Source organism: Streptomyces sp. NPDC048248 (assembly GCF_043201875.1).
Classification (GTDB): Bacteria; Actinomycetota; Actinomycetes; order Streptomycetales; family Streptomycetaceae; genus Streptomyces.
In genome coordinates, this window is the sequence record NZ_JBICZL010000004.1 from 500,345 (window position 1) to 512,211 (window position 11,867).

General features: G+C 71.7%; 11 protein-coding genes. 4 read left to right on the forward strand and 7 right to left on the reverse strand.

Annotated elements, in window-relative coordinates; genetic code table 11:
- Positions 1–84 precede the first annotated feature (84 nt).
- The 3 genes from ACGFZW_RS11140 to ACGFZW_RS11150 are packed head-to-tail and all read right to left on the reverse strand — an operon-like array spanning position 85 to position 1,745.
- Positions 85–825, reverse strand: a complete 741-nt coding sequence (locus tag ACGFZW_RS11140; protein ID WP_393892763.1) for an NADH-quinone oxidoreductase subunit C — start codon at positions 823–825, stop codon at positions 85–87.
- Positions 822–1,376 (reverse strand): NuoB/complex I 20 kDa subunit family protein, encoded by a 555-nt coding sequence (locus ACGFZW_RS11145; RefSeq protein ID WP_393892764.1) that lies wholly within the window; start codon positions 1,374–1,376, stop codon positions 822–824. Before ACGFZW_RS11145 ends, ACGFZW_RS11140 begins: the two co-directional genes overlap by 4 nt.
- 9 nt (positions 1,377–1,385) lie before the next feature.
- A complete protein-coding gene (locus ACGFZW_RS11150) occupies positions 1,386–1,745 on the reverse strand; it encodes an NADH-quinone oxidoreductase subunit A (RefSeq protein WP_030262580.1) in 360 nt (119 codons plus the stop codon).
- Between the two features lie 724 nt (positions 1,746–2,469).
- Between ACGFZW_RS11150 and ACGFZW_RS11155 the strand changes: the two genes are divergently transcribed.
- From ACGFZW_RS11155 to ACGFZW_RS11165, 3 genes are all read left to right on the forward strand, one after another.
- Complete coding sequence (locus tag ACGFZW_RS11155) at positions 2,470–3,264, forward strand: C40 family peptidase (protein WP_393892765.1); 795 nt, start codon at positions 2,470–2,472, stop codon at positions 3,262–3,264.
- Between the two features lie 366 nt (positions 3,265–3,630).
- The gene (locus tag ACGFZW_RS11160; protein ID WP_393892766.1) at positions 3,631–4,470 is read left to right on the forward strand and encodes an ATP nucleotide 3'-pyrophosphokinase; all 840 of its coding nucleotides are present in this window, start codon (positions 3,631–3,633) and stop codon (positions 4,468–4,470) included.
- Positions 4,471–4,985: 515 nt separating this feature from the next.
- Positions 4,986–5,549: a hypothetical protein gene (locus ACGFZW_RS11165; RefSeq protein ID WP_393892767.1), complete on the forward strand. Its 564-nt coding sequence runs from the start codon at positions 4,986–4,988 to the stop codon at positions 5,547–5,549.
- A gap of 64 nt (positions 5,550–5,613) precedes the next feature.
- Here the strand turns inward: ACGFZW_RS11165 and ACGFZW_RS11170 are convergent, their stop codons facing one another.
- Positions 5,614–6,927: a geranylgeranyl reductase family protein gene (locus ACGFZW_RS11170; protein ID WP_393892768.1), complete on the reverse strand. Its 1,314-nt coding sequence runs from the start codon at positions 6,925–6,927 to the stop codon at positions 5,614–5,616.
- A gap of 104 nt (positions 6,928–7,031) precedes the next feature.
- On the opposite strand from ACGFZW_RS11170, the gene ACGFZW_RS11175 reads away from it, so the two are divergent.
- Positions 7,032–7,541 (forward strand): GNAT family N-acetyltransferase, encoded by a 510-nt coding sequence (locus tag ACGFZW_RS11175; RefSeq protein ID WP_393892769.1) that lies wholly within the window; start codon positions 7,032–7,034, stop codon positions 7,539–7,541.
- A 123-nt stretch (positions 7,542–7,664) separates the two neighbouring features.
- On the opposite strand, the gene ACGFZW_RS11180 is transcribed toward ACGFZW_RS11175, so the two are convergent.
- From ACGFZW_RS11180 to ACGFZW_RS11190, 3 genes are all read right to left on the reverse strand, one after another.
- Positions 7,665–10,100, reverse strand: coding sequence for a hypothetical protein (locus ACGFZW_RS11180; RefSeq protein WP_393892770.1), 2,436 nt, complete (start codon positions 10,098–10,100; stop codon positions 7,665–7,667).
- 251 nt (positions 10,101–10,351) lie between these two features.
- Positions 10,352–11,050, reverse strand: a complete 699-nt coding sequence (locus ACGFZW_RS11185) for a demethylmenaquinone methyltransferase (RefSeq protein WP_393892771.1) — start codon at positions 11,048–11,050, stop codon at positions 10,352–10,354.
- A 148-nt stretch (positions 11,051–11,198) separates the two neighbouring features.
- The gene (locus tag ACGFZW_RS11190; RefSeq protein ID WP_393892772.1) at positions 11,199–11,864 is read right to left on the reverse strand and encodes a hypothetical protein; all 666 of its coding nucleotides are present in this window, start codon (positions 11,862–11,864) and stop codon (positions 11,199–11,201) included.
- Between the last annotated feature and the right edge of the window lie 3 nt (positions 11,865–11,867).

Consider the following 11,867-nt stretch of genomic DNA (forward strand, 5'->3'; position numbering starts at 1 on the left):
CTCCTCGCGGTGCCGATACCGACGGCCCGTGCCACGTGGGAGATTCCTGCTGGATCGGGGGTCGCCCCCCGGGGAAAGGCAGCATCAGCTGTACGACCTCCGCTGGTCGGGAGCCGGGATCTGGGCGCCCTTGTACTCGACGGGGATGCCACCGAGCGGGTAGTCCTTGCGCTGCGGGAAGCCCTGCCAGTCGTCGGGCATCATGATCCGGGTGAGCGCGGGGTGGCCGTCGAAGACGAGGCCGAAGAAGTCGTAGGTCTCGCGCTCGTGCCAGTCGTTGGTCGGATAGACCTCCACGAGCGAGGGCACGTGCGGATCGGCGTCGGGCGCGGAGACCTCCAGCCGGATGAGCCGGTTGTGGGTGATCGAGCGCAGGTGGTAGACGGCGTGGAGTTCGCGCCCCTTGTCGCCCGGGAAGTGCACCCCGCTCACGCCCGTACAGAGCTCGAAGCGCAGTGCCGGGTCGTCGCGCAGGGTCCTGGCGACGGTGGGCAGGTACTCCCGCTCGATGTGGAAGGTGAGCTCGTCGCGGTCCACGACCGTCTTGTCGATGACGTTCTCGGGGACCAGGCCCTGCTCGTCGAGCGCGCCCTCCAGCTCGTCGGCGACCTCGTCGAACCAGCCGCCGTACGGCCGGCCGGTGGCGCCGGGCAGCCGGACGGAGCGGACGAGCCCGCCGTATCCGGAGGTGTCGCCGCCGTTGTTCGCGCCGAACATGCCGCGGCGGGTGGCGATGAGGTCGCCGGCGTCCTCGCGTGGTGCCGGGACGTTGTCGTCCTGGTCCTCGGGGGTGCCGGGACCGTCGGCGTTCTTCGGATCCGTCACCGCAGCAGCCCCTTCATCTCGATCAGCGGGAGCGCCTTGAGCGCCGCTTCCTCCGCCTCATGGGCCGCCTGCCGCTGGTTGACCCCGAGCTTGGTGTCCTGGATCTTCTGGTGGAGCTTGAGAATGGCGTCCATCAGCATCTCGGGGCGCGGCGGGCAGCCGGGCAAATAGATGTCCACCGGGACGATGTGATCAACACCCTGCACAATGGCGTAGTTGTTGAACATTCCGCCCGACGAGGCGCAAACCCCCATGGAGATCACCCACTTCGGGTTCGGCATCTGGTCGTAGACCTGCCGCAGCACGGGCGCCATCTTCTGGCTCACCCGGCCGGCCACGATCATCAGATCCGCCTGCCGCGGCGAGCCGCGGAAGACCTCCATGCCGAAGCGGGCGAGGTCGTAGCGCCCGGCACCGGTCGTCATCATCTCGATGGCGCAGCAGGCCAGACCGAAGGTCGCGGGGAAGACCGAGGATTTGCGCACCCAGCCCGCGGCCTGCTCGACAGTGGTCAGCAAAAAGCCGCTCGGCAGCTTCTCTTCAAGTCCCATGGGTGACCCCTAGTCCCATTCCAGGCCGCCACGACGCCATACGTAGGCGTAGGCGACGAAGACGGTGAGCGCGAAGAGCAGCATCTCGACGAGCCCGAACAGCCCCAGGGCGTCGAAGGTGACGGCCCAGGGATAGAGGAAGACGATCTCGATATCGAAGACGATGAACAGCATCGCCGTCAGGTAGTACTTGATCGGGAAGCGACCGCCGCCGGACGGCTGGGGGGTCGGCTCGATTCCGCACTCGTACGCCTCGAGCTTGGCCCGGTTGTAGCGCCTGGGTCCGACGAGGGTGGCCATGACGACAGAGAAGATCGCAAAGCCTGCCCCGAGGGCTCCCAGTACGAGGATGGGCGCGTAAGCGTTCACCGTCCTCGCTCCCTTCAGTCGACGATGACTGGATGGCGGTCCGCTCGGGCCCTGTGGCCGCCCCGTGGAGATCGTGCACATGTGAGGCAGTTCACAAGCCCGAACCGCCTGCATCTTATGCCCGTCGGTCTGTGATCTGCGACACGGGGTACGACAACGCCTTTGTGATCTCCACCACCCGACGAACGATCATGAAGTCGGATGAGCGGTGATCTTCATACGTGAAGCGCGCGAGTAATCACGAGAGGTGACATTCACCCGGGTTACCGCTGGTCAGAAGGGCCGTGTCACTATCAAGGCGTATGCGGTGCAGGCAAATTGGCGCTGGACGGGGCCAACTGCTATAGGGTGCCCGCCCACTGAGAAGCCCCGCCGTGACCTGAGCGTGATCGTCGGTACGTGCTCGCATTCACGAGCGGCCGCGGCACTCATGGGTCACGGGAACATAACGGACACTCAGGAGTGACCTATCCCACGAGGTTTCGACCCGTAAGTCCTTGACGGCTGGGAAGCCTTGGCGTGGCGGATGGCCAGGTGATAAGTGCCGCCGGACCCCACATCGAGCTGCAAATGCCATGCGTAGGTGCATGATCGCGAAATTCGGACATCGCGCCGGCGGGCCAACGGGCAGCTAAAAGTCCCTTTTGTTCATCGCGTACGCGTCAAGTGTGGTGCACTCCACCTTTGTTGGCAGCAACCTGCGGCTCCTGATAGCCGTGGTGCCATGTCCCCGAACGCACTCATACCCAGCCACCGGAAGCCCCGCCGTTCCGCGTCCTCGCGGGCGCTGCGTGCGGGCGTGACCGGTGGCATCCTCACCCTCGCGGTGTCCGGCGCGACCCTGCCGGCCAACGCCGCCGAGAAGCCCGTCTCCGAAACCCAGGAGATGCCCACCATCACGACGGCGCTGGCGACCAGCGCCGCCAAGAGCGCCGACGCCGCCCAGCAGGTCGCGTTCAGCTACGAGCGCCAGGCCCTGCAGGACAGCGCCGTCTCGCACGCCGCGAAGGCCGCGAAGAAGAACCAGGCCGTCGCCGAGAAGAAGGCCGAGGCGAAGAAGAAGGCCGAGGAGGCCCGCAAGGCCAAGGAGGCCGCCGAGGCTCGTGCCTCGCGCTCCTCCGAGCGTTCGACGCTGTCCGCCTCCCTGTCGACGTCCAACGCCACCGGCAGCACCGCGACGCTCGTCTCCTTCCTGAAGGCCCAGCTCGGCAAGGCGTACGTGATGGGCGCCAGCGGTCCCTCCGCGTACGACTGCTCCGGCCTGACCCAGGCCGCGTTCCGCCAGATCGGCGTCGACCTGCCGCGCGTCTCGCAGGACCAGTCGACGACCGGCACCCAGGTCGGCCTCGACAACCTCCAGGTCGGCGACATCCTGTACTGGGGCAGCGCGGGCAGCGCCTACCACGTCGGCGTCTACGTCGGTGACGGCAACTTCATCGGCGCGCAGAACTCCAGCACCGGCATCGTCGAGCGTCCGCTGGACTACGACCAGCCGACCGGCGCCGTGCGCGTGCTCTGAGGCATTGCAGACTCTCCGGCACCTGCTTCACCTGAGGCGCTCGCTCCGCCTCGACCGGCCGAAGCACTTGCGCTGAATGCCCCTTGTGCGGCGCCCGCTGTCGTCGGCGCCGCATCGGCAGACCGCTGAAAGGGCCGCTCCTCCCACCGCTCGGGAGGGGCGGCCCTCTCTGCGCTCCCGGGACCGGCGCGCGGCCCACGGCGTCCTAATTGCGCCGTACAGGGCCGTGTTCCGGCCAGGTACCGCACGGCCGCCGCGTGTACATCTCTCCACGGGCGGTGCGCGCCGTTCACTTCTCGTTACAAGCCGCACAAATGCCACGTAGGCACCCGCGGTACCCCGTAGCGAGAGGGACCCCGCACTCCGATGAACACGCATCGCCTCACCCGGCGCCTCGTCACCCGCGCCGCGACGGCCGCCGCGCTGGCCGGCGCCCTCGGCCTCGGCGCCGTCCACACCGCGACCGCTTCCGTCGCGGTCGCCTCCCCGCCCACCGGGGTCGCGGCCCCGCCGCCCGCCCCCGCGGCCGACCGGTCGGCCACCGACCCGGACGGCGGCTGGCACCAGGACGGGCTGGAGTTGAACGCCGCCGACAACCGCAAGGTCGACGGGTTCGTCACCCGGGCACGGCAGGCCGAGCGCTCGATCAGCCCCCTGGTACGCGCCGCGGCGGAGCTGAGCGACGCCCAGCTGATCGGCTTCGACCAGCGGCTGAAGTCCCCCGACTCGCTCAAGCGCAAGGTCGCGACCGCGATGCGCGAGACCCCGGGACAGACGGTGGACAGGTCGCTCGCCACGATCAACGACTCCGTCCGCTTCACCCTGCAGTGGCCCGCCGACGAGTACAGCACCGGCGTCACCACCGCGACCGGGCTGCTCTCCGCATGGGGCAACGACAGCACCCGCTGGTCCAACACCTGGCACCGCAAGGCGGGCTACAAGGCGATCAACTCCGCCTGGCGGGCGCCCCGCTCCGGCCAGCTCTTCGAGGTCCAGTTCCACACCCCGGAGAGCAAGGCGGCCCAGCTGGAGACGCACAAGCTGTACGAGGAGCAGCGGCTGCCCGGCACCCCGCCGGAGCGCGCACGGGAGCTCCAGGAGCAGCAGAACGCCATCTTCGCGGCGGTCCCCGTACCGGAGGGCGCCGAACAGCTGACCGGCCCGAACGGACGCCGGTCGGCCCCGGCGTCCGTTCCCGTGAGCTGACGCCCGGCGGGACGGCAGTCCCCGTGCGGCGCCCTGGGACCTGGGCGCCGTACGGGCCCGACGGCTCTCCACCGGCGTCACCGGCCGGGTACGCCGGCCTCCCGCATCGCGGTCCTGGAGCGACGGCGCCGGCGCGCAGCATCGGCCTCGTGCGCATCGAGGCCGGCGGTCCTCCTCGGCGACACGCGGCCGCCCGAACGGCGCCGGAGAACGCTCCGCCCGGCCCCTCCCCTTCCTCGTCGCTGCCCGTCCACCGCCCGCGCCACGCCGACAGTGCGCCCTTTGTCCCGCGCATCCGGGGATGCGCCGAACGGGCGGACCGCTCGCTGCCCGCGACACGCGGTCCGACATGCGCGAACGCCCCTCTGACGGGCCTCCGGTCACCGGTCCTGGGCCGGTCGGTCCCCCGGTTCGACATGCGTGACGCGACCGGCTCCTTTGACATGGCATCAGGAAAAGACCGCCCCACGGCTGCGGGGCCCGCCTCCGCAGCATCCTTCTTGGAGGAACTTCCGATGCGTCTCGTCAGCCGCACTCTGGCCGCGTCCGCGCTCGCCGTCGTGGCCCTCGGCACGGCCGTCCCGCTCGCGCTCGCCGATCCGGTCGGCGAGGTCAGCCCGTCCGCCGCGGTCAGCCCCGCGGCCGTCGGCCCCGGGGGCACCATCACCGTCACCGTGCTGTGCGGACGGCGCGGCGGCCATCCGCCGGAGACCATCACCGGTCACGGCCAGGTCCTGACCCGTGGCACCGTCCAGCTGATGCGCCGGGACGCCAACGGCACCTATACCGGGACCGCCCGCGTCACCGACAAGATCGCGGGCAATCAGGACCGCGCGGGGGAAAGGGCCGTGTGGGCCATCGACGGCACCTGCCCCGGCGGCAAGTCCTGGAGCGCCACCGTCCGCCCCCAGGTGACCACGCCGCACTCCGGGAGCCCGCACGGCGCCATGCAGGCCGGCACCGGTGGCGCCGCGGGGAACGCCGACCTCACGATGATCACCGCGGGCTCGACCGCCCTCGCCGCCGCGGCATGCGGCTGCTACCTGCTGGCCCGCCGCCGCCCTCGCGAGGACGGCTGACCGGGCCCCGGTCTCCGGAGAGGCTCGCCGAGGGCGGCGGTGAAGCCCCCTCGGCGGGCCTGCGTCATGCCTTGGGAGCGACCTTGCTGAGGCCGTTGATGATGCGGTCCATCGCGTCGCCGCCCGTGGGGTCGGTGAGGTTGGCGAGCATCTTGAGCGTGAAGCGCATCAGGAGCGGGTGGGTCAGACCGCGCTGCGTGGCGATCTGCATGACCTTCGGGTTGCCGATGAGCTTCACGAAGGCGCGGCCGAGGTTGTAGTAGCCGCCGTAGGTGTCCTTGAGGATCTTCGGGTAACGGTGCAGGGCCAGCTCGCGCTGTGCGTAGGTCTGCCGGGCGTGGGCCTGCACGATGACCTCGGCGGCGATGCTGCCGGACTCCATGGCGTACGCGATGCCCTCGCCGTTGAAGGGGTTCACCAGGCCGCCGGCGTCGCCGACGAGGAGCAGGCCCTTGGTGTAGTGCGGCTGGCGGTTGAAGGCCATCGGGAGGGCGGCGCCGCGGATCGGTCCCGTCATGTTCTCCGGGGTGTAGCCCCAGTCCGCGGGCATCGAGGCGCACCAGGCCTTGAGGATCTCCCGCCAGTCCAGCTCCTTGAAGGAGTTGGAGGTGTTCAGGACGCCGAGACCGACGTTGCTCGTGCCGTCGCCCATGCCGAAGATCCAGCCGTAGCCGGGGAGCAGGCGGTCCTGGGCGCCGCGGCGGTCCCACAGCTCCAGCCAGGACTCCAGGTAGTCGTCGTCGTGGCGGGGCGAGGTGAAGTAGGTGCGGACCGCGACGCCCATCGGGCGGTCCTCGCGGCGGTGCAGCCCCATCGCCAGGGAGAGGCGGGTGGAGTTGCCGTCGGCCGCGACGACGAGCGGGGCGTGGAAGGTGACCGGGGTCTTCTCCTCGCCGAGCTTGGCGTGCACGCCGGTGATGTGGCCGGTCAGCTCGTTGATGATCGGGGCGCCGACGTTGCAGCGCTCGTAAAGCCGCGCGCCCGCCTTCTGCGCCTGCCGGGCCAGTTGCTCGTCGAAGTCGTCGCGCTTGCGGACGAGTCCGTAGTCGGGGAACGAGGCGAGGTCCGGCCAGTCGAGCTGGAGGCGGGAGCCGCCACCGATGATGCGCAGGCCCTTGTTGCGCAGCCAGCCCGCTTCCTCGGAGATGTCGATGCCCATCGCGACGAGTTGCTTGGTCGCGCGCGGGGTCAGGCCGTCACCGCACACCTTCTCGCGGGGGAACGCGGTCTTCTCCAGAAGGAGCACGTCCAGACCGGACTTGGCGAGGTGGTAGGCGGTGGCCGAGCCGGCGGGGCCGGCACCGACGACGATCACATCCGCGCTGTGCTCCGATCGGGGCGTGGTCACGGACTCGGTCACGGACGCGGGCTCGGTCACGGGGGGTCTCCCGGAAGTCGATATCTGGATATCTGGGTGCCGACGGGCAGTGGGCACATGCAGTCTATGGGGGCCTTGGTGATCAGAACCTGAAGGGTTGGCCGATGAATACACCGCTCCCCGCCGTCGAACTGCGGGTGCCCACCGAGGAGGACGCGTGGCACTGGCACCACGTCTTCAATGACCCCGATGTCATGGAATTCCACGGCGCCAAGGCGGCCGAGCTGTCGGTTTACGAGGAGCTCACCGCACGCCAGCGCAGACACCACGCGGAACTGGGCTTCTGCCTCTACACCCTGCTGGATCCGGCGGACGGCGCGGTGATCGGGTTCACCGGCGCACAGCCCTGGCCGCGTGACTGGGGTCCGGTGGGCGAGATCGAGATCGGCTGGCGGCTGGGCCGCGCGTACTGGGGCAAGGGCTACGCCACGGCCGCGGCACAGGCGGCGCTGGTGTCCGTACGGAAGGCCGGCGTACGGGAGATGGTGGCGATGGTGGACTCCCGTAACGAGCGGTCCCTCGCGGTGACCCGGCGGCTGGGTATGCGGCTCGCCGAAACGCTGCCCACGCCGACGGGGGAACGCACGGCCCACTGCTACCGGTTGGACATCTGACGGCGGACGGCGCGGGACGAGGCGAGGGAGCAGAAGGGACCGGCGCGGTCGTCGTGACGCGCCGGCCCCTCGGGCTGTCGGCCGTGCCGGGCTCACCCGCCCGCGACGGCCCGCCGACGTCTCCTACGGGCTCTCGTCGCCCACCGACCAGGTGTGGAGCGCGGTGCTGAACACCTGGTCCTCGACCGGGTCGTAGAGCGAGTCCACGCACTCGTAGTAGATGCTGTATTCGGTGCCGTCGGCGGCGACGTACGCCTGGTCGATGGCGTGCATCGTGTTGCCGGTCTCGTCGTTGACGTAGGTGAACTCCCAGCGGGCGCCCGCGCTGTTGCGGAAGGTGTTCTGCGTCAGCTCCGTGCGCTGGTAGTTCGTCCGCTTCCTGGCGCCCTTCTCCAGGGTGCTGAAGTTCTCGTACGAGGACTGCGGGGCGTCCGGGATGATCCCGATGCGCAGATACGACCTTCCCGCCGGAGCTTTGTAGTCGATCTGGGTGCCCTTCTGTGATCGCTTCCAGCCGCGCATCACTCCGAGTGAGAAGCCCTTGGGGTCCTGCTGCCGGACGAAGCCTTCCGGCAGCGGAGCGCCCGGGGACGGGGCCCCGGCGGTGGGGCCCGCGGTCGGGCTGCCGGACGGTCCGCCGGTGGGCGTGGCCGAGGCGGACGGGCTCGCGGAGGGACGGCGGTCGTCGCGGGGGCGTTCGCTGGTGACCGCGGCGGGCTTGTCCGCCTTGTCGCCGGTGTCGTCCTGCCGGTTCTTGAAGTAGAGCGCGCCGGCCGTCCCGCCGCCGCCGACCAGGAACGCGGCGAGGGCCAGCGCCACCCACTTCACAGCACCGCGCCGCGGCGGCCGGGGCTCCTCGCCCGGGGCCGGGGTGAAGGCCGGTGTGAGGGCGGGGGTCGAGCCGGGGGGCGGGGCGTGGCCGAGTTGGACGGCAGGGAGGTCGGGGGCGGTCGGGGTGGGGGGTGTGGCGGAAGCGGGCTGTGCGGTGGGCGGTGGTGCGGAGGGGGCTGCCGCGTTCTCGGCCGGGGCAGCCGGGGTCGCCGGATCCGCATGGGCTGCCGGAGCCGCCGGGGCCTCCGGGGTGCCCGTAGCCGGCGGGCCGTAGCCGGCGCCCGTGGGCGGGTAGCCGTAGCCGGGAGCAGCCGCCGGGCCGCCGTAGGGAGCGGTCGGCGCGGTGGGGCCGCCGCGTCCCACGATCATCAGCAGGTACGGCACGAGCAGCACCGCGCCGAAGGTCCACAGCAGCGCGAACAGCAGCGTCTCGGCAAGACCCGCGGTCAGTTCGGCGTGGGCGCCGATGCTCGGGCCGCTCGCGCCGTAGCCGCTGCCGTAGCCGGGGCCGCCGCCGTAGCCGCCGCTGTCGCTCCCCTCGTGGAACGTCGCCGAGACGCTCGCCCCCGCGACCAGCACCACGCACACCAGCGCGACGACGAAGAACCCGGCGGCCAGCAGAGCCTCCCGCCGGTCGGCGCTGCGCCGTACGACGAGGTCACCCACCAGCAGCGCACACACCACCGCGCCGACGATGACGCCGAACACCGTCCATCCGCCGCTGACTTCCCCCAGTTCGGAGTAGCCGAGGGACTCCCGTCCCGACCCGAGGAAGGGCATGTCGGGGAGGTTCCACTCGGCGTTCAGCGGCGCGCCCCAGGCCAACGCGAGGGCCAGTGCGGCGAGGTTGGGCAGCAGCACCAGCATGCCGAGCACCTGGCCGCCGTCGAGGTCGTCCGCCGTGGCCAGCAAGGTCACGAAGGTGACCACGGCGGACACGGAGAGGACGACGAACAGCGCGAACAGGGCACTGCGCAGCGCCCCGGTGGCGGTCCGCCAGGCGGGCCGGGTGGCGAGCCAGGCACGCGCCTCGGTACGCGCGAGCACCGCACCGCTCACCACAGCGGCCAGCAGGAAGGACCACAGCAGCGCGAGCCACGGCGACGACGACAACTCGATGCCGCCGTACGACGGCTGTGCCAGCAGACCCAGCAGGAAGGTGCCGGCTCCGCAGAGTGCCGCGATCCGCAGGACCTTCTCCAGGACGGCACTCTGCGGGAGCGACCCCGGCACGACGGCCTCCGGCACAGAAGTGGCGGGGCCGCCCCGGCGGGCGGCGATCACCAGCGCGCCCACCCACACCGCCGTGGCCACCAGCGGCACCAGCGACAGCGACGCCTCACCCGCGAGCCCCTCGCCGAACGACCCCAGGGACGCACCGGCGTTGCCGGAGAAGCTGACCCCGCCGCCGACGCTCTGCAGCAGCAGCGCCAGGGCGATCCGCATCCGGGTGCCCCAGCCGAGACCGGCCTCATCGGTGTCGTCGGAGGAGAAGATCCCCAGCAGGCAGGCGAGGACGAGGAGCACCAGCGTCGGCCACCCGGCGACCTTCAGGGCCGCAACCCAGTCGCCCTTCGCCGTACGGGTCAGGAAGGCACCCAGGGGCGAAGGGCGGGCCGGGGCGGCGTACGGCGGGTGGCCGGGCGGGGCTGCGGGCGCCGGCGGCGCTCCCGGAGCGGGCGGCGGTCCGCCCGGCGAGGCGGCCTGCCGCTCCCGGCCGCACCCCATGCAGAACCGCGCCTCGGGCGGCGAAGAAGAACCACAGTCCGGGCAGAACGATGACAAGACGGACTCCGGGAATTCAAGGGCAGCGCGGACAACTGCCACTGGCGAACGTACAGACACGGCTGTCGTACGCATGGTTCCCGGCGTTTCACTCGCTGTGAAGGGTCGTTACCCGAGCGAGACCGCCGCCCTGAGCGACGCGGCGACCGCACCGGCCCGGTCGCCCCGGGCCCGCGGTCGCCGCTGCGGCGCGGTCAGTTGACCGGCTTGGTCCCCCGGTGCAGTGCCACGACGCCGCCGGTCAGGTTGCGCCAGGCGACCTTCGTCCAGCCCACGCCCTGCATGCGGGCGGCGAGTTCGGGCTGGTTGGGCCAGGTGCGGATGGACTCGGCGAGATAGACGTACGCGTCGGGGTTGCTGCTGACCGCGCGGGCCACCGGCGGCAGTGCCCGCATGAGGTACTCGGTGTAGACGGTGCGGAACGGTGCCCAGGTCGGCTCGCTGAACTCGCAGATGACCACCCGGCCGCCGGGCTTGGTGACGCGGTACAGCTCGGCCAGCGCGACGTCGGTGTCCTGGATGTTGCGCAGCCCGAAGGAGATGGTGACGGCGTCGAACACCCCGTCCGCGAACGGCAGGCGGGTGCCGTCGCCCGCGGTGAACGGCAGCCACGGGTGCCGCTTCTTTCCCTCCCGCAGCATGCCGACCGAGAAGTCGCACGGCACGACGTAGGCGCCGGTCCTGGCGAACGGGAGCGAGGAGGTGCCGGTACCGGCCGCGAGGTCGAGGACCCGCTCGGCGGGCCGGGCGGCGACCGCGCGGTCGACCTCCTTGCGCCACAGGCGTGCCTGGCCCAGGGACAGCACGTCATTGGTCAGGTCGTAGCGCGCCGCCACGCCGTCGAACATCGCGGCGACTTCGTGCGGCTGCTTGTCCAGGGATGCTCGGGTCACCCGGCCATTGTCCACCGTGCCCCGCCGCACCCGGCAGCGGCCCGCCCGGCGTCGCGGCCGGGCGCCCCGCGCGACGGTCCCGCGGCGCGGCGTCGGCGGGCCGCGCGGCGCGGTGGCACGGCCCTCGGGGCGGGGCCGAGGCGTCCGCTCAGCGCCGCCGGAACACCAGGCGGCCGGCCAGCACGGTGGCCACACAGCTGCCCGCGCCCCACTGCCGCAGGACTCGGTCGGGCAGCTCGGGCCCTTCGCCGACCGGGACGTCGAACACCGCGAAGTCGGCCGGGCCGCCGACGGTCAGCTCGCCGTCCAGGAGCGCACCCGGCGGCAGGACCTCGAACGGGTCCAGGGTGGGCGCACCCGCACGCCCCAGCGTCGGCTCGTCGACCGTCTCCGGCTCGCGCACCCGCAGGCCGGAGCGGGTCACGGCGCTGCGCACCGCCGGCCGCCGGAACGGCCCGGCCACGGCGGTCGTGCCGTGCTGGAGCATCCGCTGGAGTCCGCGCCTGGCGCTCGCGCCCCAGCGCGCGTCGTCCATCCCCAGCGCGGCCAGCGCGTCACCGGTGAGTGGTGCGGTGCCCAGCGCGTCGGCCTCGCGCGGGTCGGGGTGGTAGGCCGCTTCGAGCAGCGCGGCGGCCCAGGGGTTGAGCAGGCCGGGGGTCAGCAGGCCCGGCCAGCGGCGCACCCGGGCCTGCGGCCGGGCCGCGGTCAGCTCCGCCGCCGTGCCCAAACCCACGATCAGACCGCCGTCGACGGCCACCGCCTCGCACCGGGCGCCGCGCGCGAACACCGCTTCGGCGGCGTGGATCGTCAGCACGAC

What these genes read in the sequence shown, in the direction of transcription:
- ACGFZW_RS11145 (WP_393892764.1), bottom strand. Translation starts at nt 1,376, where the DNA reads ATGGGACTTGAAGAGAAGCTGCCGAGCGGCTTTTTGCTGACCACTGTC.
- ACGFZW_RS11155 (WP_393892765.1), top strand. Translation starts at nt 2,470, where the DNA reads ATGTCCCCGAACGCACTCATACCCAGCCACCGGAAGCCCCGCCGTTCC.
- ACGFZW_RS11160 (WP_393892766.1), top strand. Translation starts at nt 3,631, where the DNA reads ATGAACACGCATCGCCTCACCCGGCGCCTCGTCACCCGCGCCGCGACG.
- ACGFZW_RS11165 (WP_393892767.1), top strand. Translation starts at nt 4,986, where the DNA reads ATGCGTCTCGTCAGCCGCACTCTGGCCGCGTCCGCGCTCGCCGTCGTG.
- ACGFZW_RS11175 (WP_393892769.1), top strand. Translation starts at nt 7,032, where the DNA reads ATGAATACACCGCTCCCCGCCGTCGAACTGCGGGTGCCCACCGAGGAG.
- ACGFZW_RS11180 (WP_393892770.1), bottom strand. Translation starts at nt 10,100, where the DNA reads ATGGGGTGCGGCCGGGAGCGGCAGGCCGCCTCGCCGGGCGGACCGCCG.